This window comes from Bradyrhizobium sp. B039 (assembly GCF_038965675.1).
In the GTDB taxonomy this organism is placed as follows: domain Bacteria; phylum Pseudomonadota; class Alphaproteobacteria; order Rhizobiales; family Xanthobacteraceae; genus Bradyrhizobium; species Bradyrhizobium diazoefficiens.
This window is the reverse complement of the sequence record NZ_CP152416.1, coordinates 4,190,783-4,215,164: the sequence shown is the minus strand read 5'-3', so window position 1 is coordinate 4,215,164 and position 24,382 is coordinate 4,190,783. Positions and strand designations below refer to the sequence as shown.

The window sequence follows — 24,382 nt, the reverse complement described above, 5'->3', positions numbered from 1 at the left end:
GGTGGTCGTCCGCGCCATTAACCCGCTGTCCACCATCCGGCCGCCCGCACCGCCGGTAACCATTGGAATTAACAGACCGTCAACACGCTCCCGACAAGTCTAACGGTTCTGTCGGGGGATTTTGCCGTGGATCTGTTGGTTTTCGAGTTCCTGGGACTGGCGCTGGTCGCCATGTGCGTGGTCGTGGTGGCGCTGCCCTGCGCCCGAAAACCCTCGCAAAGGGTCCGTTACGAATAGGAATTTCGTCGGAAGGAGCGATTCCGGCCCAATTGCAAGGCTCGAATTCGCTTCGAGCCCCTTGACATCACAGCGCTTTCGGCAGAACGGCTGATATCAAGTGTCATGGGCCGTTCATGGATTTGATTACCACCACCGCTGACCTTGCGGCTGCCTGCAGCCGACTGGCCAAGCACCCCGTCATTACTGTCGATACCGAGTTCCTGCGCGAGACCACCTATTACCCGCTGCTGTGCGTGGTGCAGATGGCCAGCCCCGAGGAAGCGATCGTCATCGACACCCTGGCCGTGGGCATCGACCTCAAGCCGTTCTTCGAGCTGATGGGCAACGAGGCCGTGCTGAAGGTGTTCCACGCCGCCCGGCAGGACATCGAGATCATCTGGCACCAGGCCAACATCATCCCGCATCCGGTGTTCGACACCCAGGTCGCGGCCATGGTGCTCGGCTATGGCGACAGCATCGCCTACGACCAGCTGGTCGAGAAGGTCACCGGCCACCGCCCGGACAAGACCCACCGCTTCACCGACTGGTCGCGCCGCCCGCTGACCAAGGAGCAGATGCACTACGCGGTGTCCGACGTCACCCATCTGCGCGACGTATTCGCGGCGCTCGATGCCGACCTGAAGAAGCGCCGCCGCAGCGAATGGGTCTCCATCGAGATGGAGGTCCTGACCTCGCCCCGCACCTACGACTTCCACCCCGAGCGCGCCTGGGAGCGGCTGAAGACGCGGGTGCGCAAGCCGAAGGACCTCGCGGTGCTGATGGAGGTCGCGGCCTGGCGCGAGCAGGAGGCGCAAAGCCGCGACGTGCCACGCGGCCGCGTGCTGCGCGACGAGGCCGTCAGCGACATCGCCACCCACGCCCCCAACACGCTGGAAAAGCTCGCCCATCTGCGCTCGGTGCCGAAGGGGTTCGAGAAATCCAAATGGGGCGCGGACATCGTTGCCGCGGTCGAGCGCGGCCTGGCGCGGGATTTCTCGACGCTGCCGAAGCTGGAGAAGCCGCGCAACAATTCCAACGGCGCGGCCATCGTCGAGCTCTTGAAGGTCCTGCTGCGGATGACCGCGGAGCGCCATGCAGTCGCAAGCAAGGTGATCGCGACCGTCGACGATCTCGAGGAGATCGCAGCCAGTGACGAGGCCGACGTCCCCGCCCTGCGCGGCTGGCGCCGCGAGCTGTTCGGCGATGCCGCGCTGAAGCTGAAGCGCGGCGAGCTGGCGCTGGCGATCGAGAAGGGTCGCGTGATCGGGGTCGAGCGGGCGTAAGCGCGCCCCGCTCTCCCTCCGTCGTCGTCCTGGCGAAAGCCAGGACCCATTACTCCATGGCGGAGTTTGGCGAAGACTCTGCGTTCGGTACTCCAACCGCCACAAATCGATGGATCACGCGGTATGGGTCCTGGCTTTCGCCAGGACGACACCGGTGAATGTGGTCGGCTGCTCCGGCCACATTGAAACGCTCGACCTTACGCCGGCGTCAGCTTCGCCACTTCGCCCTTCATATCCTCCAGCACGCCCGATATCGCCGCCACCAGTTCGTCGATCTGGGTCTTGTTGACGATCAGCGGCGGGCAGATGGCGATGGCATCGAGCATGTTGCGGGAGATCACACCGCGCTCCTGGAGCATGCGGCTGGCGATGCCGCCGACGGCGCCGGGTGTCGCCGCTGCCGTCTTGCGCTGCTTGTCGAGCACCAGCTCGAGCGCCGCGATCATGCCGACGCCGCGGACCTCGCCGACCAGCGGGTGGCTGGCAAGCTCACGCAGCTTGCCCTGCATGTAGCCGCCAAGCTCGGCGGCATGCGCGACCAGGCCGCGTTCCTCGATGATCTTGAGGTTCTCCAGCGCAATCGCCGAGCCGACCGGATGGCCGCCCGCGGTGAAACCGTGGCCGAGCACGCCGATCTTGTTGCTCTCATCCGCGATCGGCTCGAACATGCGGTCGTTCATCAGGATCGCCGACAGCGGGAAATAGCTCGAGGTGATCTGCTTGGAGACAACGATCGCGTCCGGCTTGATGCCATAGGTCTCGCAGCCGAACATCTTGCCGGTGCGGCCGAAGCCGCAGATCACCTCGTCGGCGACCAGCAGGATGTCGTACTTCTTCAGGACCGCCTGGATCTTGTCCCAATAGGTCGCCGGCGGCACGATGACGCCGCCCGCTCCCATCACCGGCTCGCCGAAGAAGGCTGCGATCGTGTCCGGCCCTTCCTTCTGGATCAGCGCGTCGAGCTCCTCGGCCCGGCGCGTGGCAAACGCCTCCTCGCTCTCGCCCGGCGCGCCGTCCTTGTAGAAGTGCGGCGAGCCCGTGTGCAGGATGTTCGGCAGCGGCAGGTCGAACGAGCGGTGGTTGTTCGGCAGGCCCGTGAGGCTGGCCGACGCGATGGTGACGCCGTGATAGGCGCGCATCCGGCTGATCACCTTCTTGCGCTGCGGCTGGCCGAGCGCATTGGAGCGATAGGCGATCAGCTTCAGGACGGTGTCGTTCGCCTCCGAGCCGGAATTGGTGAAGAACACCTTGCTCATCGGCACCGGCGCGAGCGCCACCAGCTTCTCGGCGAGATCGATCGAGGGCCCGTGCGATTTGGCGGAGAACGTGTGGTAGAACGGCAGCGCCAGCATCTGCTTGTGCGCAGCCTCGACCAGGCGCTTCTCATTGAAGCCGAGCCCGACGCTCCACAGGCCGGCCATCGCCTCGAAATAGCGCTTGCCCGATGCGTCGAAGACGTAAGGGCCCTCGCCGCGCTCGATCACCAGGGGACCGGCCTGCTGATGGGTGCGCGCGTTGGTGTAGGGATGGAGCTGGTAGGCCACATCCCGGGCCTCTTGCGAATTCGGCAGCATGGACATTTGCGAAAGATCCTCAAGGTCGTCACATCGCCGGCGCGGCCAGCGTCATCTCTTGGCTATTGCGACAACGCAGAACTTGCAACGCCAATTCGTCGGCAGCAGGCGCTCAGCAGCGTTGCACAAAGCCGCACACGGAACAGCTCTCAGGCCGCGCTGTCATCATCATCACCCTCGTCGGCGGCAGCAGCGGCTTCCCGCACCTCCACGAGCGCCATCGAGAGCAGATAGACGGTCGTGGGCAAGCCGACGCGGCGCGCCGTCTCGACGGCACGCGACAGGTCGCTTGCCAGCTCCTTGAGCTCGTCTCCCCGTGACAATGTCCCACCCCATCCATCCGCCGATCGCGGCCGCCTATACCGCAACGGCGCCGCTGGTTCTGATCAGTTCGGCGCTGGACTGGATTGTAGCAAAGTTACCGATGACATTCACTACCGCATGCTTGTAGGCGGCGGCATCGCCCGCGCCCGGCTGGCGGCAGGCCACAGCGTCGGCCACCACCTGATAACGATGGCTGCGGTGAAACCCGTCAATGGCGGTGGCGAGGATGGTCTCGTCCAGGGAGAAGCCAACCAACACGCAGCGCACATTGCGGATATTGGACATGTAATCCACAAACCGCGCCGAGCTGTAGGCCGAGGGCAGCGGGTGCTCGAACGTCATCTCGCCGGGCCGCGGCTTGGTCTCGGCGATCCAATCGGTCAGCCTGGATGCCGGATTGAACCAGGCCGCCTGGGCGATACGCTTCAGATGCATCACGGGCCAGAGATTGTCGCGCCACAGCATCAGGAGTTCCAGGCAGCGCGCAGTGGCCGCCTCGCCGTCGAGGATGACGTGGCGACGCCCTGGGGTCAGATATTCGACCTGGAGATCCGCACAAACCAGGATCGGCGGATCATCGGTGTTGGAAGTCAGCATTATCTTGCGCAGAGCTGCACCAGTTTCAGTGATCGGCGAGCGCGAGATCCCGCAGCGGCGAGGTCACCGCCCGCCCCGCCGAGGCGTCAAGCACGCCCGGCCGGTCCCAATCGCCCTCGGGACGGATGATGACATAGGGATCACTGTCCAGCGTGATGGCGTCCGGACCCGGCTCGATCTCCAGCAGCATTTCCGTGTAGGAAAAATCCGAGAAGGTGATCTTGCGATTGTGGCCGAGCGGCTTGGCGCCGAAATGGGCCCAGAAATCGACCAGCCGGTCCTGCGCCTGGCCGTAGATCTTGCGAAAGCCCTTGCGCTTCACATAGTCGACGCTCGCCTGCACCAGCTTGAACGAGACGCGCGAGCGCCGATATTGGTGTCGCACCGCGAGCCGCTCGACCTTGGCGAAATCGCCGAAGAAGCGCACCCGCAGGCAGCCCGCAGGCTCGCTGCCGACAAAGCCGATGAAATGCGCGGCTACCATGTCGTTGCCGTCGAACTCCTCCTCGAACGGACAATCCTGCTCGGCGAGATAGACCGCCGAGCGGATGGCGGTGACCAGCATGAGATCGTTGGGATTGCGCGCAAGGCGGATGGTGATGGCGCGGGAGTCGGGCTTCGCCGGGGGAATCCTAGTGCCGTGCATCTGCAAAACTCCTTGCTTGGATGATCGCGCCCGGCATGCGCATCGGCCGCCGGTGCCATGGGCGCTCGTAGCACCACAGGTCGGGTTGGAAGCTCGGAACAGGCTCGAAGCCGGTCGCCCTCATGATGTCGCGTCCGGCCACGGTTGAAGGCTGCGCATAGCAATCCGCGCCGCGAAATCTTGGCTGTCGGAGGTGCGCCGCGGCCTTGCCGAGACCAGCGATGCCACGGCCCGTCGCCGCGACCGCCCAGATGTAGATGGCAGCAACCTCCTCCGTCGCGGAAGCCAGATAGTGCGTCTCCGGCGCGGTGAGGCAAATCTCGTCGAGCAACAAGGCATCGTGCCCGCGGTCGCTCAGGAACAGGAAGGCCATGCCACCGAGCAGCTTGCCGTTCCGGCTGAACGTCAGGATGCTCTGAGGATCGAAGGTGAAGTATTTTGCAAGCTCCGCGGTTCCGAGCTGCACGCCGGGCACCAGCCGGCGCGCCATCTCGGAAAGTGCCGCAATTTCAGAAAATTGCGCGCAACGGACGTCGACATCCGGACTGAGCGGCAGCGCGTCGAAATCATGCCTTGCGGCAAAGGAGCCCCTTTCCATAGCCTGATCGCCCTTCTATCGTCTGCGGCTTTCGTGCCCCGCTATGTCGAGCTTAGCGGTTGGGGACCTGGAGTATGCAGCAGTTATTGCACCGGGGTGCTGCGATGACGCAGCACCGTGAAGAAGCCCTGGACGCGTCCTGGGACGATTTGAAGCTATTTCTAGCGTGCGCAAAATATAAAAGTTTCCGCAACGCCGCCGAAGAGCTCGGCCTCACCTCGACGACGCTGATGCGCCGGATCGACCGGCTCGAAGAGAGCATCGACTGCAAGCTGTTCCTGCGCGATCAGAGCGGGCTCACGCTCAGCGACGAAGGCACGGCAATGATTGCCGACGTCGCGCATATGGAGCGTCATGCCTTCAACGTCTTCCGGCGCGCCTCGCGCTCGTCGAACGACACGTCGGGCACCGTGCGCGTCGCAGTGACGGAAGGTCCCGGCAATTTCTGGATCCTGCCGCGGCTGATCGATTTCCAGAAAACCTATCGCAAGATCACCGTCGATCTGCGCTGTGCGATGGAGCAGGCCGACGTCGCGCGGCTCGAGTCCGATATCGCGATCCAGCTCGAGCCGCCGACCAACCCCGATCTGATCGTCGCAAAGCTCGGCCGTCTGCACATCTATCCCTTCGTCTCCAAGGAGTACGAAAGCCTCTACGGCCTGCCGGCGACGCTCGCCGAATTGAAGAACCACCGCATCATCAAGCAGAGTGCTCCGCAGGTCGACGACACCGCCTACGCCCGCGTGCTCGGGCTGGAAACGCTCGAGGGCATCGTCGGAATCAAGACCAACTCCTCGGTCGGCGTCCTCTATGCGGTTGAGCGCGGCGCCGGCATCGGCTTCCTGCCGACGGTGTCGATCGCGCTCGGCGCACCGTTCATTGCCGTCGATCTCGGCGTGAGCCACCACGCCGACCTATGGCTCACCTATCACAAGGAGTTTCGCGATTCCGAGCGCCACAAGATCGTGGTCGACTGGCTGAAGAAGATCTTCGACCCCAAGACTTATCCCTGCTTCCGCGACGAATTCATCCATCCGAATGCGCTGGTGCCGATGATGACGGCCGCGCGCGAAGGCTTTGGATTGAAAGGCTATGTCGCGACGACGCCGACATAGGCGCAGGCGAGCTGTGCCTCACCACCGATACTCGAAGCCGACCGTGCCTTGGTGCGAGGTGAGCTCGTTGCGGAACTTGCCGTCGTAATTGACGTAGAGCCGCGCGGTGTTGGTCAGGCTGAGCGAGGCTGAGGCGCCGGCATCCATGCCGTAGCGACTCTCACCGATGCCGGGGACGACGATGCTCTGGGTCCCGAGGCTGACCTGGACCGAGCCGAGGTTCTGGTAAAAATTGTCAACGAACTTGCCGTACGCTGAGAGATCCAGAATCTTCTGGTCGAAGATGAAGTAGCGCCCGACCTCGGCCCCGATCATGACACGCGCGCGCGAGAGCGCCGTCGAGCCGACGTTGAGCGGATCGAGGCCGCCCGCCTCCTGGAATGCCGCACTGGTGGCGCGGACATATTCGAGCGCGCCCTTGGGCACGACGCGCATCTGATCCTTGGTCCAGTAGTAGCTGATCTCGGTCAGTGCGCCGTCGACCGCGGCGCGATAGCCGGCGGAGGCAACGCCAAAGCCGGTATCCCTGCTGGAACGGACCTTGCCGAAACCGTGCACCACCGCGAACGCCCAGGTCCACGGGCCTTTGTCGATCGAGCCGTTGAAACCGACCTGGGTCAAATCGAGCGTCGCCGACTGGAGCGCGAGCGGCACGTCGATATCGGTGTGGCTCTGATCGACGGAGAAGCCGAGATTGACGCCAGGCGCGAGCCGCGCGCCGAAGCCGGCGACGCCGCCAAACGTCTTGCGCTTGTCGCCGACGAAATCCCCCTGCGCATCGGTGCGGACCGAAATACCGTAGCCCTCGAACCAGGTGCGGTAACGGGGATCTTCCGTGCTTGCGGACGCGCCGCCGCCGCCCGGATTGGTCCGGAACGCCCGGTTGAAACCACCCGACGCCTGGTTGCCGAGCCGCTCCAGAAACCCCGACCCGAGATTGAGCGTGCTGTTACCGACCGACTGGTCGTAATTGGTCGAGGTCGGCATCGGAATTGGCGTCGGCGACGGCGTGGGCGTTGGGGTTGGGGTCGGCGTTGGCGTCGGGGTCTGCGCGTAGCCGGGCGTCGCCGCCAACATCGCGACGACGAGCGCAAGCAACATCGCGATCGCTGCCGCGCCCCGGCGGACGCGGTTCAGCCCGATCGTCTGCCGTGTCCCGGAGGGCTGCGATGTGCAGCGCATGACGACAAATCCCGAAGCAAATGGCGGCGCGCAAAAATGCAACACGAGCGGCGCACGCATGCTGCGATTTGCGCCGAACTGTTACGGAGGGTCAACCGGCTGGCGCCTTGAGACGGGGGTGATTGCTCCCGATTGTGGTTCCGCGGACACAGGTCGGAAATTGCAGACGGGCACTCCCGGCCCGGCCTTGAAATTCGCGCATGGCTTGCTAACGCGCGATTTTCGTGTTGCAATATCCGACACAATCGGAATTGGCGCTCGGCTGTGCGTTTCGCGACATTGAGACTCAAGACTCGAACAGACTTCCGGAAGCCCGTTTGTGGCGTGGCACGCGAAAAGCGGCCGCGTCTTTTTTGTATCTAGCGGAGGAGACGAACGATGCCACAAAAGGGCACCGTCAAGTGGTTCAACCCGACCAAGGGCTATGGGTTCATCAAACCGAACGGCAGCGACAAGGACGTGTTCGTCCACATCTCCGCCGTCGAGCGTGCTGGACTCTCCACCCTCAACGAAAACCAGGTGGTTGAATACGACCTCGTGGAGAACCGCGGAAAATCATCCGCGGAGAACCTCAAGGTCTCCTGATCTCTCGTTCCACACGCGAGACATCACGACGATGCCCCCGGCTCTGCCGGGGGATTTTGTTTGTGACGACGAAACGCGACGGCGCCTCAGCTCGCCACGGGCGAAACCAGGAAATTCTCCGACGGTCCGCTGCCCGCCGTCTTGCAGACATCGCCCTCGATCTGGACCTTGCCGGTCGCCAATAGCCGCAGCGCGGCCGGATAGATGCGGTGCTCGACTTCGAGGATGCGTTCCGACAGCGTGTCCGCTGTATCGTGGTCGCTGACGGGAACCGCGCCCTGCATCACGATCGGGCCGGCATCGGTCTCGGGGATCACGAAGTGCACCGTCGCGCCAGACAGTTTCACGCCGGCGCGCAGGGCCTGACCGTGCGGGTCGAGGCCGGGGAAGGACGGCAGCAGCGAGGGATGGATGTTGAGCATCCGCCCGTACCAGGCCTTGGTGAATTCGGCCGTGAACAGGCGCATGAAGCCGCCAAGACAGATCAGCTCGATGCCGTGCTGATCGAGCGCGGCCTGCAGCACCGCCTCGAAGCCGGCGCGATCCTTGCCGAACGGCTTGCTCTCGATCACCAGCGTGTTCACGCCGCTCGCCCTGGCCCGTTCGAGCCCCGGTGCATCGGCCTTGTTCGAGATGACGAGGGAAATTTCCGCCGGAAAATCCCGCGCGCTGGCTGCCTTGATCAGCGCGACCATGTTGGAGCCGCGGCCGGAAATCAGAATGGCGACGCGGCGCTTCATCACGGCGCCAGATCGAGATGGCCATTGTAGACGACGCGATGCTCGCCCTCGGCGGGGATCACGGTGCCGAGCTGCGCCACGCTCTCGCCTGCTTCGGTGAAGACCTGCACGACCCGGTCGACCTTGTCCGGCTCGACGATCGCGATCATGCCGATGCCGCAGTTGAAGGTGCGCAGCATTTCGAGCTCGGCGATCCCGGCCTGCGCGGCCAGCCATTTGAACACCGGTAGCACGGGCAGCCGCGCCAGATCGATGCCGACGCCAAGGTTCTTGGGCAGCACGCGCGGAATGTTGTCGGTGAAGCCGCCGCCGGTGATGTGGGCGAGCCCCTTCACCGCGCCGGTCTCCCGGATCGCGCGCAGGCAGGATTTGACGTAGAGCTTCGTCGGCGTCAGCAGCGCGCCGCCGAGCGTCATGACAGGCGCGAACGGCGCCGGCGCCTCGAAGCCGAGGCCGGACTGCTCGACGATCTTGCGCACCAGCGAGAAGCCATTGGAGTGCACGCCCGACGAGGCAAGACCGATCACGGCGTCTCCGGCGGCGATGTCCTTGCGCGGCAACAGCGTACCGCGCTCGGCGGCGCCGACTGCAAAGCCGCCGAGGTCATAGTCGCCGTCCTTGTAGAGGCCTGGCATCTCGGCGGTCTCGCCGCCGATCAGGGCACAGCCGGATTCCCGGCAGCCATCGGCGACGCCGGCGACGATCGAGGCGGTCGCCTCCGGATCGAGCTTGCCGCAGGCGAAATAGTCGAGGAAGAACAGCGGCTCGGCGCCCTGCACCACGAGGTCGTTGACGCTCATGGCGACCAGATCGATGCCGATGCCGCCATGCAGGCCGGTTTCGATCGCGATCTTGACCTTGGTTCCGACGCCGTCGGTGGCGGCGACCAGGACGGGATCCCTGAAACCGGCCGCCTTGAGGTCGAACAGGCCGCCGAAGCCGCCGATCTCGGCGTCGGCGCCGGGCCGCGCGGTGGCGCGCACCATCGGCTTGATCAGATCGACCAGGCGGTTGCCCGCGTCGATATCGACGCCTGAATCGGCGTAGGTGAGGCCGTTTTTGCGGTCGGTCATGCCCGATTTCCAGTGGGGTTGCGGCTGGTTACGTCGAATTCCGGGGACGCGCAATGGCTCGCATGGCGCTCGGCGCCATACTATGTAGATATCAACGGGTTCAGCCTTCAAACGGGGCGGATTCGAGGTCAGGCCGGGTGCCGGGAAGCGCCGCGTGAGTATTCCGAACATCATCACTCTGGGCCGCATCATGCTGGTCCCGATCATCGTCTGGGCCATCGTGTCGAGCCAAATGGAGGTGGCGTTCGCCGTCTTCCTGATCGCCGGGATCAGCGATGCCGTGGACGGCTTCCTCGCCAAGCGCTTCAACATGGCAAGCGAGCTCGGGGCCTTGCTCGATCCGCTCGCGGACAAGGCGCTGCTGGTCTCGATCTATATGTCGCTCGGCATCTGGGGCGCGATTCCGCGCTGGATCGTGATCCTGGTGGTATCCCGCGACATCATGATTGTCGCCGCCGTGATCGTGTCCTGGCTGTTCGACCGGCCCGTCGAGATGAAGCCGTCGAAAGTGTCGAAGCTCAACACGGTCGCCCAGGTGGCATTCGCGGCGCTGGTGCTGGCCGCGCTTGCCTTCGGGTTCAAGCCGGCGCCCTATGATATTATCCTGATGGGCCTCGTCACGATCTTCACGCTCTCCTCCGTGTCGCTCTATCTCGTCGAGTGGGTCCGGCACATGAGCACGATCGAGGCCAAATGAGCGCGAACCGGCCCCGCAAAAGGCCAACTCACGCCCGATCAAGTCGAATCTTTCAAGCGAAGCCGGCCGTCCGGCATGGAGCAAAGCAAGCGTGGCAGGCCGCGTTCACCCCCGACAATTGGCGTTCTCGCTGCCACACGCGGAGAGCCTCAGCCGGGACAATTTCCTCGAAGGCCCCGCCAACGCTGCCGGCCTCGCCTTGATCGACGGCTGGCCGGAATGGCCGAACCGGATCATGTGGCTGGCCGGCCCCGAAGGCAGCGGCAAGAGCCATCTCGCCGCGATCTGGGCCGAGGAGGCCGGCGCCCGCTCGACCACGGCCAATGCGTTGACCGCCGCAGGCGTTCCTGGCGCGCTCGCCACCGGCGCGCTGGTGGTCGAGGATCTCAAGGCCAAGGATTTTGACGAGCGCGCCCTCTTCCACCTGATGAACCTCGCCCGTGAGGATGGCGCCTACGTCCTGTTCACGGGGCGCGATGTGCCGGCTGCGCTGGACATCGAGCTCAACGACCTGCGCTCGCGGCTGCGCGCAGTGCCGGTGGTCACGCTGCTGCCTCCTGACGACCAGCTCTTCCGCGGCCTGATCGTCAAATTCTGCGCCGACCGCCAGCTCACCGTGGACGAGAGCGTGGTCAGCTACCTCGCCACCCGCCTGGAGCGATCCTCGGCCGCCGCCCGGCAGGCCGTGGAACTGCTCGACAGCGAAGCCCTGCGGCTCGGCCGCCCGGTGACCCGGGCGCTGGCCGCCGAGCTGCTCCGCGACGCCTGACCGCGCCCCAACGCCGCTTGACGGCGCGGAACGGCGGAACATCAATGTCATCGAAACGTCATCGCCCTAACACATGCTCCCGGCGGTTTTGCGCGTCAGTCGCAAATTGGGGCAAACTGGATGGACCGACTTCTCATGGACTCCGCGCAAGCTGTTGAAATAAAAGAAAAAGTCCCGGAGACGGAAAGCCTGCCGGCGATCGCATCGAGCCCCGAGCGATTCATCAACCGCGAGCTCTCCTGGCTGCATTTCAACCGCCGCGTCCTGGAGGAATCGGTCAATCCCAGCCATCCCGTGCTGGAGCGGGTGCGATTCCTGTCGATTTCCGCGAACAACCTCGACGAATTCTTCATGGTCCGCGTCGCCGGCATCAAGGCCCAGGTGCGCGAGGGCATTGCCGAGCGCAGCCCCGACGGCCTGACGCCGTCCGAGCAGCTCGCGCTGATCAACCGCACGGTCTCCCAGCTTGCTTCCGACCAACAGGCGATCTGGCGCGACCTGCGCGCCACGCTGGCCGATGTCGGCATAGTGCTGGTGGACGGCAAGGAGGTCACCAAGGCTGAGCGGACCTGGATCGAGGACTACTTCCTCAACAACGTGTTCCCGCTGCTGACGCCGCTCGCGATCGACCCGGCCCATCCCTTCCCGTTCATCCCGAGCCTCGGCTTCACCATCGCGCTCCAGCTCACGCGCGCCGCCGACGGCAAGCAGATGAACGCGCTGATCCGCATGCCCGGCAAGATCGACCGCTTCATCCGCCTGCCGTCCGAGGGCACGATGCGGCTGATCTCGCTGGAGCAGGCGACCGCCCTGTTCATCAACCGACTGTTCCCCGGCTACAATCTGCATGGCCAGGGCGCCTTCCGCATCCTCCGCGACTCCGAGCTCGAAATCGAGGAAGAGGCCGAGGATCTCGTCCGCCTGTTCGAGACCGCGCTGAAGCGCCGCCGCCGCGGATCGGTGATCCGGCTCGAGATCGACGCCAAAATGCCGGAGCAGCTGCGCAACTTCGTGCAGCATGCCCTCTCCGCCGCCGATGACGAAGTCTTCCTGGTCGACGGCGTGCTCGCCATGAACGAGCTGTCGCAGCTCACCCGCCTCGACCGGCCCGACCTCGAATTCACCCCTTACGTGCCGCGCCATCCCGAGCGCGTGCGCGAGCATGGCGGCGACATCTTTGCCGCGATCCGGCAGAAGGACCTCGTGGTCCATCACCCCTACGAATCCTTCGACGTGGTGGTGCAGTTCCTCCAGCAGGCAACGCGCGACCCCGATGTCGTCGCGATCAAGCAGACGCTCTACCGCACCTCCAACAATTCGCCGATCGTGCGCGCGCTCGCCGAAGCCGCCGAGGCCGGCAAATCCGTCACCGCGCTGATCGAGCTCAAGGCGCGCTTCGACGAGGAGGCCAACATCCGCTGGGCGCGCGACCTCGAGCGCGCCGGCGTGCAGGTCGTCTATGGCTTCCTCGAACTGAAGACGCACGCAAAACTCTCGATGGTGGTGCGCCGCGAGGGCGGCAGCCTCACGACCTACGTCCACACCGGCACTGGCAACTACCACCCGGTCACCGCACGTATTTATACCGACCTCTCCTACTTCACCTCGGAGCCCACCATCGGGCGCGATGCCGCGCGCGTCTTTAACTTCATCACCGGCTATGCCGCGCCGAGCGATCTGGAAAAGATGGCGGTGTCGCCGCTGACCCTGCGCAAGCGCATCATCGAGCACATCCAGGGCGAGACCGCGCATGCGCGGCACGGCCGCCCCGGCGCGGTCTGGATGAAGATGAATGCGCTGGTCGACCCAGACATCATCGACGCGCTGTATGAGGCCTCACAGGCCGGCGTTCAGGTCGAGCTCGTGGTGCGCGGTATCTGTTGCCTCAGGCCCGGTATCCCTGGCCTGTCGGAGAACATCCGCGTCAAGTCGATCATCGGGCGCTTCCTGGAACACGGCCGAATCTACTGCTTCGGCATGGGCCAGGGGCTGCCGAGCACGAAAGCGGCTGTGTATATCTCCTCGGCCGACATGATGCCGCGCAACCTCGACCGCCGCGTCGAAGTGCTGTGTCCACTGCAAAATCCCACGGTGCATCAGCAGGTTCTCGAACAGATCATGGTCGCGAATCTCAAGGACAATGAGCAGAGCTGGCAATTGTTGCCGGATGGGTCCTCAACGCGTATGAAGACCGCGAAGGGCGAGGAGCCTTTCAACGTCCACAACTACTTCATGACAAATCCGAGTCTGTCTGGCCGTGGAAAGTCGCTCAAGGAATCCTCGCCGCGCCGTCTCACGCGCCGGAACGAACGCCATCCATCCTGATCGGACGTCGACGTGACTCGGTCGCGCAAGCGCGGCTCGAGCGTCGCGGTCATCGACATCGGTTCCAACTCGGTCCGTCTCGTCGTCTACGAGGGACTGGCGCGGAGCCTCATTCCGATCTTCAACGAGAAGACGCTGTGCGGCCTCGGGCGTGAGGTGCAGAGCACGGGCCTGCTTGCGCCCGACGCCGTCGACAAGGCGCTGACCTCGCTGAAGCGATTCCGCGCGCTGTGCCGCGTGATGCAGGTCGGTCGCGTGTTCGCGATCGCGACCGCCGCCTGCCGCGACGCCTCCAATGGCCCCGACTTCATCGCCAAGGCCGAGCGCATCTGCGCAGTGAAGATCGAGATTCTGTCGGGCCCGCGCGAGGCGCGGCTGTCGGCGCTCGGCGTGATTTCCGGCATCCACCACCCCGACGGCATCGTCGGCGATCTCGGCGGCGGCTCGCTCGAACTGATCGACGTGCGCAGGAACAGCGTGCGCAGCGGCGTGACGCTGCCGCTCGGCGGGCTCGCGCTCCAGGACCTCGCCCACAAATCGCTCAAGCGCGCCGACCGTATCGTGCGCGAGGAGCTCGACGGGGTGCCGCAGCTCAAGGCGGGCAGCGGCCGCACATTCTACGCCGTCGGCGGCACCTGGCGCGCGCTCGCGCGCATCCACATCATCCAGAGCGGCTATCCGCTCCAGGTGATGCACGGCTATTCCATCTCCGCGGCCGAGGCGCTCGACTTTTCGCGCCGCCTTCGCCGTCTGGCGGCCGCCGACATGCTCGCCGACATCGAGATCGTCGCCGATGCGCGGCGCCCGCTCCTCACCTACGCGGCGCTGGTGCTCGAGCACATCATCCGCGTGGCAAAGCCCAAGACCATCGTGTTCTCGACCTTCGGCGTACGCGAAGGCCTGCTGCACGAGAAGCTGCCGGAAACCGAGCGCAACAAGGACGGGCTGATCTGCGCAGCCGAAGAGCTCAACCAGCTGCTGTCGCGCTCGGCCAAGCACGCCCGCGAGCTGATCGCCTGGACCGATCGTCTGGCGCGCGTCGTGAAACTGCGCGAGACCGAGGAAGACCGTCGCTTGCGCCACACCGCGTGCCTGCTCTCCGACATCGGCTGGCGCGTGCATCCCGATCACCGCGGCGAGCAGACGCTGAGCCTCGTCGTCAACGGCAATTTCGGCGCGATCACCCACACCGAGCGCGCCTTCGTCGGCCTGTCCGTGTTCTATCGCTATGCGGGCCTGAGCGAGGAAAACCAGCCGCCGGCCACCATGCAGGAGTTGCTGACGCCGGCCCAGCTCGACCGCGCCCGCCTGCTCGGCGCGGCATTCCGCGTCGCGCATCTGATCTCGGCGGCGCGGCCGGGCGTGCTGCCCGCCACGCATTTCCGCAGCCAGGGCCGCAAATTGATGCTGGTGTTCGAGCATCGTCTCGGCGACATCGTCGCCGACCGCGTCGGCAGCCGCTTCCGCCAGCTCGCCCGCCTGGTCAACCGGGCCGGCTCGATCGTGCGTCGGTAGTTCACCTCTCCCTGCGGGAGAGGTGAGATATGCGTCCCTCGGAAAAGTTTACTCTGCCGACGCCTTGGCGTGGCGCTCGGAGGATTCCAGCGCCGCCTGGCTCAGGCTGCGCCGGCGCCAGATGGTGCCGACGACCAGCACGACGATGACGCCGAGCGCCGCGCAGAAATATTCGCCGCCTCCACCGCCATGGCCGAATTGGGCCGGGATGCGCAGTGCACCGAGCATGTTGTCCAGCGAGGCACCGAACGGACCGTCGAACAGCGTGTGCAGCTTCGGTGCGACGCCGGGATCGGTCGCGATCACCTCGCCCGCGATCCAGCCGAGCAGCGCAGCGCCCGCCCACACCAGGACCGGGAGCTTGGCGAGCAGCGCCATGATCAGCGCCGCACCGGCGACGATCAGGGGAACGCTGATGGCAAGGCCGAGGATCAACAGCGGCACGCTGCCATTGGCCGCGGCGGCGACCGCAATGACGTTGTCCAGGCTCATGACGATGTCGGCGACGACGACGATCTGCACCGCCTGCCACAGATGCGAGGCCGACTCGACGCCGTCCTCGTCCTCGTTTTCAGGCACCAGGAGCTTGGCCGCGATCACGATCAGCGCGAGACCGCCGACGAGCTTGAGATACGGCAGCTCCATCAGGCTTGCGACGATGCCGGTGAAGATGATCCGCAGCAGCACCGCCGCGCCGGCGCCCAGGATCATGCCCCACAGACGGTGCCGCGGCTTGAGGCCGCGGCAGGCGAGCGCGATCACCAGCGCGTTGTCGCCGGAGAGCAGGATGTTGATCCAGATGATCTTGCCGACCGCAATCCAGAAGGTCGGCTCGGCCATCTCATTGCGGAACTGGGTGAAGAATGCCCCGATCGTAGCGGGATCGAAGATCTGCCAGAGCCAGTTCACAATGAGTCCTTTCGCCCCGTCGCTTTAACGTATCGGCTGAATGATCAGCCGACGATCTCGTTGCCCGAGAAGAACTGCGCGATCTCGATCGCGGCGGTCTCCGGAGCATCCGAACCGTGCGCGGAGTTCTCGCCGATCGACTTTGCGTAGAGCTTGCGAATGGTGCCTTCGGCCGCCTTGGACGGATCGGTCGCGCCCATCGCGTCGCGGTACTTGGCGACGGCGTTCTCGCCTTCGAGCACCTGGACGACCACCGGGCCCGAGGTCATGAACTCGACGAGTTCGCCGAAGAACGGACGCGCCTTGTGGACGGCATAGAAGGTCTCGGCCTGTTCCTTGGTCATGCGGATGCGTTTCTGCGCGACGATTCGCAGGCCCGCCTTCTCGATCACGGCGTTAACCGCACCGGTCAGGTTACGCGCGGTCGCGTCGGGCTTGATGATCGAGAAAGTGCGTTCGATGGCCATGATCTTGTCCTTGAGAAGAAAAGCGGTGGTTCGGAGTTGCGGGGCTTATATCGGCGCCTTCGCCAGACGGCAAGCGACCGCCAAAACCCGCCTCCCGGGCGCTTCGCCGCAGGCGGCCCCGGCGGATCCAGCGATGGATTACCGAGATTTCATCGAGATGAACCCAATCTGAAGCCTCCATTCAGGCTTTGGTTCAGCTTCGCCGGCGTAAGGTTGGGTCTACGAAACCAAAGCCTGATCATCAGGCAGACCGTTTCGGCGGCCTTTCCATCGACGCGATACCCCGCGCCGGCAGTTTTGAGGAGATCACCATGTTGAGGAAACTTTCGCTTGCCGCTGTCGCTGCGGTCGCGCTGGGTGCCGCGCTGGCACCGACCTCGGCCTCTGCTCACTGGCATGGCGGCGGCTGGGGCTGGCACGGCGGCGGCTGGCATCACGGCTATGGCTGGGGTGGCCCGCGCTTCTATGCCCCCGTCTCCTACGGTTATGGCGGCTGCTATGTGCGCCGGCTGGTCCCGACCCCCTGGGGACCCCGCTGGCGGCTGATCAACCGCTGCTACTGAGCCCGACAGCACCTTAACTCAGGGTGCCGGCCCCCCACGGCACCTTCCAAGAGAGGCCCCGGCGATCCCCCCGCCGGGGCCTCGCATTTGAGCAGGCACGACGAATTCATACAATTTTCACGAGAATGTCCGGCATTCCCCACGACCGGCGAAACCATTTGGAGGCCAACGACTTGGTACCGTGTCGTTACTCTGCAACATGGAACCTCGTGATGACGGGCCCTTTCGCCAATGACAGCGAACAAATCGACCGGCGCACCAGCCGCTCGATTTGCGATGCCGTGGGGGAACGGCTTCAGCAGAGACTCCGCCCCGACCCCCGGCTGCCCACGCATCTCGAACAGCTCCTCGACGAGCTGAAGAAGCGCGACCGCGAGGGCGGCGCTCACTGACAGGCCGTAGACGTAGAACGGGCTGCGCAAAAACGGGTTGCGTTTGATCCCGGCTGCGGTGACAAGGCCGCATGCTGTCCATCACCGACCTCTCCATCCGCCTCGCCGGACGCCTTTTGATTGACCAGAGTTCCGTGCAGATCACGCCCGGATCGCGCGTCGGCATGGTCGGACGCAACGGCACCGGCAAATCGACGCTGTTCAAGGTGATCCGCGGCGAGCTCGCGGCCGAGCACGGCGCGGTGACCCTGCCGCCGCGCTGGCGGGTGGGCAGCCTCGCGCAGGAAGCCCCGAACGGCCCCGAGAGCCTGATCTCGGTCGTGCTCAAGGCCGATCTCGAACGCGACGCGCTGCTTCACGAAGCCGAGAGCGCCACCGATCCGCACCGGATCGCCGAGATCCAGACCCGGCTGGTCGACATCGACGCGCATTCTGCGCCGAGCCGTGCCGCCGCGATCCTGTCCGGCCTCGGCTTCTCCGCCGCCGATCAGCTCCGTCCCTGCGCCGAATTCTCCGGCGGCTGGCGCATGCGCGTCGCGCTCGCCGCGACGCTGTTCGCGGCCCCCGACCTGTTGCTGCTCGACGAGCCCACCAACTATCTCGATCTCGAAGGCACGCTGTGGCTGGAAGACCACCTGGCGCATTATCCGCGCACGGTGATCGTGATCAGCCACGACCGCGACCTCCTCGAAAGCTCGGTCGACCAGATCCTGCATCTGGAGCGCGGCAAGCTCACGCTCTACAAGGGCACCTACTCCTCCTTCGAGGAGCAGCGCGCCGCGCGCGAGCTGCTCGATGCGAAGGCGGTCAAGCGCCAGGAGGCCGAACGCGCCCGCCTGCAGGCCTTCGTCGACCGCTTCAAGGCCAAGGCCTCCAAGGCCCGCCAGGCCCAATCACGCGTCAAGATGCTGGAGCGGCTGAAGCCGATCACCGCGCTGGTCACCGAAGATGTGCGCGAGATCAGCTTCCCCGCGCCGGAAAAAATCCTGTCGCCGCCGATCATCGCCGTCGACAACGCCTCGGTCGGCTACGATCCGGCGACGCCGGTGCTCGGCCGCGTCACCTTGCGCATCGACAATGACGACCGCATCGCCCTTCTCGGCGCCAACGGCAACGGCAAGTCGACGCTGGTGAAGCTGCTCGCCGGCCGCCTCGCGCCGTTCTCGGGCAAGGTCACGCGCGCCGACAAGCTGTCGATCGCCTATTTCGCGCAGCATCAGCTCGACGAGCTGAACGAGGACGCCTCCGCCTACGATCACGTCCGCAAGCTGATGGGGGATGCGCCGGAAGCGAAAGTGCGGGCGCGCGCCGGCGCGATCGGCTTCTCCGGCAAGGCGGCCGACACCAAGGTGGCAAGACTGTCGGGCGGCGAGAAGGCGCGGCTGTTGCTCGGACTTGCGACCTTCTTCGGCCCCAACATGATCATCCTGGACGAGCCGACCAACCATCTCGACATCGACAGCCGCGCTGCGCTTGCGGAAGCCATCAACGAATTCCCCGGCGCGGTGATCATGGTCTCGCATGATCGCTATCTGATCGAGGCCTGCGCCGACCGGCTCTGGATCGTCGCCGACCGCACCGTCACCAATTACGACGGCGACCTTGACGAATACCGCCGCCTGGTCCTGTCGGCGCGCAACAGCGAACCCGCCCCGCGCGATCGCAGCACGGCAGCCGAGAAGCCGCAGCGCCCGAGGTCGGACAATCGCGGCTCGCTCAGGAAGCGCATTACCGAAGCCGAAGCCGAGATCGCCCGCGTCACCAAGATCATCGCCAAGATCGACACGGCGCTCGCCCTGCCCGACATCTTCACCCGCGATCCCAAGCAGGCCGCGCAGCTGTCGAAGGCGCGCGCAAACGCAGCGGATGCGCTGGCGCGCGCGGAAGAGCAGTGGCTCGAGGCGAGCACGCAATTCGACGAGGCGGCGGGCTAGTCTTGCGACCGCGGAACGTCGGTCCGGGCTCGGCCGGCCAAGGCTCCATCAAAATCTGAAGAACAACCCCATGCACAGTACAGGTATTAAAGTACCTGTACGTTTCTGTCTGTAGCTGTTGGACAATCTGCTCCGCCGCGCCGGGCCCGGTTATCCCCCGAACTGATTGAAAACGGGGCTGGCGCGTTGGCGCGCGATACGGACGCCGCGCCTGGTCAGGTCGCGCAACTGCAGGAACATCATCGCAGTCATCAATGCGTCGTTGAAAGCATCGTGCTGCCCAAGAGGCGGAATGCAGAGGTCGTGGAGGATCGCGGCGAACGACAGATCGACCTCGGTATTCGGCGGCGCGTTGCCGTATTTGCGTTCGTAGTAGAGCCGCGACACTTCGATGCGTTCGTTGGGCAGTTCGATTCCCACCAGCGGCAGGATGTACTTGTCCAGCATGGCGATGTCGAAGTCGACATAATAGCCGATCAGCGGGCGCGGCCCGATGAAATGCAGAAAGCCTGGCAGCACCTTCCAGACGATCGGCGACGCTTCGACGTCGGACCGGCGCAAGCGGTGAATCTTGATCGCCTCCGCCTCCAGTTCGCTGTCGGGATGGACGATGGCTTCGAAGCGCGCGCTGGTCAAAATCCGGTTGCCGCGGATCTTGATTGCGGCAATGGCGACGACGTTGTCCGTTCGCACATTCAGACCGGTGGTCTCGCAATCGATGACGACAAACTCGTCGTCCGGAGCGCGATCGAACATGAAGCGATAAGATTGATCGCTCAGGGTCGCCTGGTGCAACAGTCGTTTGATCGCACGGGGCAGCATTCTAGAACATGCCGAGCTTGAAATGATGACCGACAATTTCCCGAAACTTCTTCACCACCTGGAGCGCGTCACGCAACAGATGACGTTCCATGCTGGACAAGTGCGCCGGTCTTACCAGAGTTCCCGATGCGCCCGCGGATGCGGCCAGCTGCCCATCGAGCCGAAGCATCAGCAGGAATCGGAAGGCTTGTTTCAAGTCGCGTCCAAAGTCCCGTTGCAGCACGCCGAGATCACAGAGCCGGGAAATCCGCTTGTCGGTGGAGGTCTCGCGCAGGCCCTGCTCGAGCGCCAGGCTGCGAACGCCGTGCACGATGGGAAAGATGCCGCCCTTCTTGAGATCCAGCGCATCGCCGGTGCCCTCCGACGTGATCAGGTTGTTGAAGAGGCCGATCGGCGTTTCGAACGCGTCAACGGCGCGCGCGAAGTGGGCCATGAACGCCTGCTCGCCCCGGGTCATGTCGATCAGCGCCGTCTTGGCGTCGTTCAGGAGCTGCTCATTGCCCGCGATTGCCTGCGCATCGTAGACGATGGCCACATTCATGTGCCCCGCCTGATCGGGAAGCACGATCCAGCGGCGCAAATCCGCGCGATACTCCGAAAGCGGCCGGGACCATAGCGGATTGCGCACCATGATATCGCCCGGACAGGGCGGAAAGCCGAAGCTCTGCAGAGCGACGAAGAATTCCTGACGGAACGCCTCCAGGATTTCGCCCTGCATCGGACCTGCGAGGATAAGGCCGTTGTCCTGGTCGGTACGGATGGTCTGCTCGCCCCGCCCTTCGCTTCCCATCACGATCAGGCAGCTGCTGGTGCGCAGCTCGGCCGGCGCGACCATTTCGAACAATCGAGACAGCAGGCGTCGATTGAGGTCGGAGACGATCTCCGCAATGACCTCTACCTTGACCCCTTGCCGTCGCAGCACGCGCGTTTGCGTCTCGATCTCCCGCGCCGCGGTGGCGAGGTCCTGCTGACTCGAGGCTCGATCGATGCGGCCGGCAATGACTTGCGCGCTTCCCGCCAAGAACCCCAGCAGATCGATCTCCTCCAGAATTCCGACGAGCTCTTCGCCGTCGCGCACGGCAAGCCGCCGCTTGTTGTGCTTGGTCATGAGCAGGAGGGCCGAGGAGACGAAATCGTCACGGCGCAGCGACACGATGTCGAAATTCGCGAGCTCGCCGACCGGCGTCTGGATGGACTGGCGCCGCAGCACCACCGCTTTGGACAGGTTCATGCCGGTCACGATGCCGATCCGCTCACCGTCCCGGACAAACAGCGCATTGCTGTTGATCTCGCGCATCAGATGCCCGGCGGCCTCGATCGTATCACTGGCAGCCAGAAACACCGGCGGATGGAGGAACAGTTCGCCGACCTTGGCGTGCATCAACGAGCCGTAACGTCCCGTCTCCTCGTCGTTGGCGAGTTCGTCCAGCTTCTGGGATATCTCCCGGTAGAAAAAAGCCGCAAAGCGCGGGTTCGCCTTGATCAGACCGAGCGCGACCTTCCGGGGGATCACGTAGCAAAGCGTCTCGTCGCGGGCGATAAACTGGTGGCCGCTATGGTCGTGAACGAGCGCACGACTGTCGAACGTGTCCTTGGGACCGAGCAATGCCAGCAGGTCGGCTTCGTTCCGCTCCTCGACGATGCCCTTGATCACGACATAGAGCGCCTCCGCCGGGGCGTCCCGCCCGATGATCGCTTCGCCCGGACTGAAGTACCCGATGTCCAGCGCGGCCCGCAACGTCTCGGCCTCGCCCGGCGTCAGACGATCGAACGGCGGGTTGGTGATATCGAACGCCTTGGGCATTTCGGCCTTTCGAAGATACGGACCATCCGAGGATCCGACGACTGATCATCGAAAGCGCGGCACCGGCCGGCCCATATGAGCCGGTCGGTACCGAAGCGACGTCCCGCAGATCCTCGCCTAGTGAGCCGTGGCCGAAGCAGCACCGATACCGGTCTGCGATCGGACATATTGCGCGTCAAAGCCATCGCGATCGGCCGCGGCACGCTTGCTGCGGTCCAGGATCGAGACCAGCCAGATCCCCGCAAAGGCGAGCGCCATCGAGAACAGCGCCGGATTGTCCAGCTTGATGGGAGCCGACCCCTTGGCAAAGCCAAGGGTCGCCTCCCAGACTGCCGGCGAGAGGACCACGCCCACAACCGCGCTGAACAGGCCAAGGAAGCCGCCGAACACGGCTCCCCGCGTCGTCAGGCCTTTCCAGAAGATCGACATCACCAGCACGGGGAAATTGCAGGATGCCGCGATGGCGAAAGCAAGGCCCACCATGAAGGCGACGTTCTGGTTCTCGAACACGATGCCCAGGAAGATCGCAAGCACGCCGAGCACCAGTGTCGCAATCTTCGAGACCCGGATCTCGTCCTGCTCGTTTGCGTTGCCGCCCTTGATCACCATGCCGTAGAGATCGTGGCTGATGGATGATGCCCCGGCCAGAGCCAAGCCTGACACGACGGCCAGGATCGTGGCAAAGGCAACGGCCGAAATGAAGCCAAGGAACAGATTGCCGCCGACGGCGTTCGCGAGATGAATCGCCGCCATGTTGGAGCCGCCCTTGATCGCCGCGATTCCGCTCTTGGTCTTCTCGAGAATGCTCCCATCGAGAAACATCGCGTCGGTCGAAACCAGCGTGATCGCGCCAAAGCCGATGATGAAGGTCAGGATGTAGAAATAGCCGATGAAACCCGTGGCGTAGAACACGGACTTGCGGGCCGCCTGAGCGTCCTTCACGGTGAAGAAGCGCATCAGGATGTGAGGCAGGCCCGCCGTTCCGAACATCAGCGCCAGGCCGAGCGAGATGGCCGAGAGCGGATTGGAAATCAGGCTGCCGGGCTCCATGATCGCGAGTTTCTTGGGATGCACCTCTGTTGCCTTGGTGAACAGCGCTTCCGGGCTGAACCCGTACTTGTAGAGGACGGCTCCGGCCATGAACGTTGCGCCCGAGAGCAACAGCACCGCCTTGATGATCTGCACCCAGGTCGTCGCCTTCATCCCGCCGAACGTCACGTAGATCATCATCAGGCCACCAACCAAGACGACCGCGATCCAGTAGTCGAGGCCGAACAACAGCTGGATCAGCTTACCGGCACCGACCATCTGCGCGATGAGATAGAACGCAACCGTCACCAGCGAGCCGCACGCCGCCAGGATACGGATCTCGGTCTGCCCGAGCCGAAACGAGGTCACGTCGGCAAAGGTGAACTTTCCGAGGTTGCGCAATTGTTCGGCGATCAGAAAGGTGACGATCGGCCATCCCACCAGCCAGCCGACGGAGTAGATCAAGCCGTCGTAGCCCGAAGTATAGACGAGGCCCGATATGCCGAGGAAGGACGCCGCCGACATGTAGTCGCCTGCGATCGCAAGTCCGTTCTGGAAGCCCGTAATTCCGCCGCCGGCCGAGTAGAAATCCGCGGCCGATGCGGTCCTCTTGGCGGCCCAATAGGTGATGACGAGCGTCAGGCCAACGAACCCGACGAACATACCGATCGCCGACCAGTTGGTCGCCTGCTTAACGCCGCCGTCGATGCTGCCTGCGGCGAGCGCGATGGTGGGCAGGCCTGCGAGCAGGATCGCCAGGAGCCATGAGAATTTCTTCACGAGCGGTTCTCCTCGACAATCTTGCGGATGAGCACGTCGTAACTGGAATTCGCCTGGCGGACATAGATACCCGTCAGCAGGAAGGCGAGCACGATGACGGACAGTCCGATTGGAATGCCGATCGTCGTCACGCCGCTGCCCAGCGGTATCCCGAGGAACTTGGGAGCGTAGGCGACCAGCAGGATGAAGCCGAAATAGACAACAAGCATAACCGCCGACAGCATCCAGCCCAGCGACGAACGTCGGCGCACGAGCTCCTGGTAGTTCGGATCGCGTTCAATCTTGGCGAGGTTGCTCACATCAATGGTCCCTGGATGATCCTCTGGAGTTCTTGTCGTCAAAGCGGTCCCTTATCTGGCGGGACCATCCGAGCCTGCACTGCCGGACGGCCAAGCTCCATGATCCAGATCAAGTCCGGTTGATCCCTATGACGTGCGTGA

24 protein-coding genes are annotated in these 24,382 nt (G+C 64.4%); 10 read left to right on the top strand and 14 right to left on the bottom strand.

Annotated features, from left to right (window positions below; all coding sequences use genetic code 11):
- Positions 1–353 precede the first annotated feature (353 nt).
- Complete coding sequence (gene rnd / locus AAFG50_RS19550) at positions 354–1,502, top strand: ribonuclease D (RefSeq protein ID WP_011086908.1); 1,149 nt, start codon at positions 354–356, stop codon at positions 1,500–1,502.
- 197 nt (positions 1,503–1,699) lie between these two features.
- Here the strand turns inward: rnd and AAFG50_RS19545 are convergent, their stop codons facing one another.
- From AAFG50_RS19545 to AAFG50_RS19525, 5 genes are all read right to left on the bottom strand, one after another.
- Positions 1,700–3,082 (bottom strand): aspartate aminotransferase family protein, encoded by a 1,383-nt coding sequence (locus AAFG50_RS19545; protein WP_028171115.1) that lies wholly within the window; start codon positions 3,080–3,082, stop codon positions 1,700–1,702.
- 143 nt (positions 3,083–3,225) lie between these two features.
- Positions 3,226–3,399, bottom strand: a complete 174-nt coding sequence (locus AAFG50_RS19540; protein ID WP_166466014.1) for a hypothetical protein — start codon at positions 3,397–3,399, stop codon at positions 3,226–3,228.
- 34 nt (positions 3,400–3,433) lie between these two features.
- Entirely contained in the window at positions 3,434–3,997 is a 564-nt protein-coding gene (locus AAFG50_RS19535) for an isochorismatase family protein (RefSeq protein ID WP_028171114.1), read from the bottom strand.
- Between the two features lie 25 nt (positions 3,998–4,022).
- Positions 4,023–4,643 carry a GNAT family N-acetyltransferase gene (locus AAFG50_RS19530; protein ID WP_011086905.1) on the bottom strand — a complete coding sequence of 207 codons (621 nt, stop codon included), beginning with the start codon at positions 4,641–4,643 and terminating at the stop codon, positions 4,023–4,025.
- Positions 4,630–5,241 (bottom strand): hypothetical protein, encoded by a 612-nt coding sequence (locus tag AAFG50_RS19525; protein ID WP_028171113.1) that lies wholly within the window; start codon positions 5,239–5,241, stop codon positions 4,630–4,632. Before AAFG50_RS19525 ends, AAFG50_RS19530 begins: the two co-directional genes overlap by 14 nt.
- 74 nt (positions 5,242–5,315) lie before the next feature.
- Here AAFG50_RS19525 and AAFG50_RS19520 point away from each other — a divergent pair, with 74 nt between their 5' ends.
- On the top strand, positions 5,316–6,356 hold the full coding sequence (locus AAFG50_RS19520; RefSeq protein ID WP_011086903.1) for a LysR family transcriptional regulator: 1,041 nt from the start codon (positions 5,316–5,318) through the stop codon (positions 6,354–6,356).
- Positions 6,357–6,374: 18 nt separating this feature from the next.
- On the opposite strand, the gene AAFG50_RS19515 is transcribed toward AAFG50_RS19520, so the two are convergent.
- Positions 6,375–7,538, bottom strand: a complete 1,164-nt coding sequence (locus AAFG50_RS19515; RefSeq protein ID WP_028171112.1) for an autotransporter outer membrane beta-barrel domain-containing protein — start codon at positions 7,536–7,538, stop codon at positions 6,375–6,377.
- A gap of 378 nt (positions 7,539–7,916) precedes the next feature.
- Between AAFG50_RS19515 and AAFG50_RS19510 the strand changes: the two genes are divergently transcribed.
- Entirely contained in the window at positions 7,917–8,123 is a 207-nt protein-coding gene (locus tag AAFG50_RS19510; protein ID WP_008129967.1) for a cold-shock protein, read from the top strand.
- A gap of 86 nt (positions 8,124–8,209) precedes the next feature.
- Here the strand turns inward: AAFG50_RS19510 and purN are convergent, their stop codons facing one another.
- Positions 8,210–8,863 (bottom strand): phosphoribosylglycinamide formyltransferase, encoded by a 654-nt coding sequence (purN, locus tag AAFG50_RS19505; RefSeq protein WP_028171111.1) that lies wholly within the window; start codon positions 8,861–8,863, stop codon positions 8,210–8,212.
- A complete protein-coding gene (gene purM / locus AAFG50_RS19500; protein ID WP_028171110.1) occupies positions 8,863–9,936 on the bottom strand; it encodes a phosphoribosylformylglycinamidine cyclo-ligase in 1,074 nt (357 codons plus the stop codon). The genes purN and purM overlap by 1 nt, the downstream gene beginning before the upstream one ends.
- 154 nt (positions 9,937–10,090) lie before the next feature.
- Here purM and AAFG50_RS19495 point away from each other — a divergent pair, with 154 nt between their 5' ends.
- The 4 genes from AAFG50_RS19495 (at position 10,091) to ppx (ending at position 15,242) form a co-directional block, all read left to right on the top strand.
- Positions 10,091–10,633 carry a CDP-alcohol phosphatidyltransferase family protein gene (locus tag AAFG50_RS19495; protein ID WP_011086898.1) on the top strand — a complete coding sequence of 181 codons (543 nt, stop codon included), beginning with the start codon at positions 10,091–10,093 and terminating at the stop codon, positions 10,631–10,633.
- Positions 10,634–10,724: 91 nt separating this feature from the next.
- On the top strand, positions 10,725–11,402 hold the full coding sequence (locus AAFG50_RS19490) for a DnaA/Hda family protein (protein ID WP_028171109.1): 678 nt from the start codon (positions 10,725–10,727) through the stop codon (positions 11,400–11,402).
- A gap of 135 nt (positions 11,403–11,537) precedes the next feature.
- Entirely contained in the window at positions 11,538–13,727 is a 2,190-nt protein-coding gene (locus tag AAFG50_RS19485; RefSeq protein ID WP_028171108.1) for an RNA degradosome polyphosphate kinase, read from the top strand.
- Between the two features lie 12 nt (positions 13,728–13,739).
- Positions 13,740–15,242, top strand: a complete 1,503-nt coding sequence (ppx, locus tag AAFG50_RS19480) for an exopolyphosphatase (protein ID WP_028171107.1) — start codon at positions 13,740–13,742, stop codon at positions 15,240–15,242.
- 48 nt (positions 15,243–15,290) lie between these two features.
- Here the strand turns inward: ppx and AAFG50_RS19475 are convergent, their stop codons facing one another.
- A complete protein-coding gene (locus tag AAFG50_RS19475; RefSeq protein ID WP_028171106.1) occupies positions 15,291–16,151 on the bottom strand; it encodes a TerC family protein in 861 nt (286 codons plus the stop codon).
- A gap of 44 nt (positions 16,152–16,195) precedes the next feature.
- Complete coding sequence (ndk, locus tag AAFG50_RS19470) at positions 16,196–16,618, bottom strand: nucleoside-diphosphate kinase (protein ID WP_011086893.1); 423 nt, start codon at positions 16,616–16,618, stop codon at positions 16,196–16,198.
- Between the two features lie 311 nt (positions 16,619–16,929).
- On the opposite strand from ndk, the gene AAFG50_RS19465 reads away from it, so the two are divergent.
- The 3 genes from AAFG50_RS19465 (at position 16,930) to AAFG50_RS19455 (ending at position 19,507) form a co-directional block, all read left to right on the top strand.
- Positions 16,930–17,181: a hypothetical protein gene (locus tag AAFG50_RS19465; RefSeq protein ID WP_027576269.1), complete on the top strand. Its 252-nt coding sequence runs from the start codon at positions 16,930–16,932 to the stop codon at positions 17,179–17,181.
- Positions 17,182–17,393: 212 nt separating this feature from the next.
- Positions 17,394–17,573 carry a hypothetical protein gene (locus AAFG50_RS19460; protein ID WP_028171105.1) on the top strand — a complete coding sequence of 60 codons (180 nt, stop codon included), beginning with the start codon at positions 17,394–17,396 and terminating at the stop codon, positions 17,571–17,573.
- Positions 17,574–17,644: 71 nt separating this feature from the next.
- Complete coding sequence (locus tag AAFG50_RS19455) at positions 17,645–19,507, top strand: ABC-F family ATP-binding cassette domain-containing protein (RefSeq protein WP_028171104.1); 1,863 nt, start codon at positions 17,645–17,647, stop codon at positions 19,505–19,507.
- A gap of 150 nt (positions 19,508–19,657) precedes the next feature.
- Here AAFG50_RS19455 and AAFG50_RS19450 read toward each other — a convergent pair whose 3' ends face one another.
- The 4 genes from AAFG50_RS19450 to AAFG50_RS19435 form a co-directional block, all read right to left on the bottom strand.
- Complete coding sequence (locus AAFG50_RS19450; protein ID WP_342714207.1) at positions 19,658–20,263, bottom strand: 3'-5' exonuclease; 606 nt, start codon at positions 20,261–20,263, stop codon at positions 19,658–19,660.
- 67 nt (positions 20,264–20,330) lie between these two features.
- Entirely contained in the window at positions 20,331–22,067 is a 1,737-nt protein-coding gene (locus AAFG50_RS19445) for a putative nucleotidyltransferase substrate binding domain-containing protein (protein ID WP_231166703.1), read from the bottom strand.
- 183 nt (positions 22,068–22,250) lie between these two features.
- The gene (locus AAFG50_RS19440) at positions 22,251–23,942 is read right to left on the bottom strand and encodes a cation acetate symporter (RefSeq protein ID WP_011086889.1); all 1,692 of its coding nucleotides are present in this window, start codon (positions 23,940–23,942) and stop codon (positions 22,251–22,253) included.
- On the bottom strand, positions 23,939–24,241 hold the full coding sequence (locus AAFG50_RS19435; RefSeq protein ID WP_028171101.1) for a DUF485 domain-containing protein: 303 nt from the start codon (positions 24,239–24,241) through the stop codon (positions 23,939–23,941). The genes AAFG50_RS19440 and AAFG50_RS19435 overlap by 4 nt, the downstream gene beginning before the upstream one ends.
- Between the last annotated feature and the right edge of the window lie 141 nt (positions 24,242–24,382).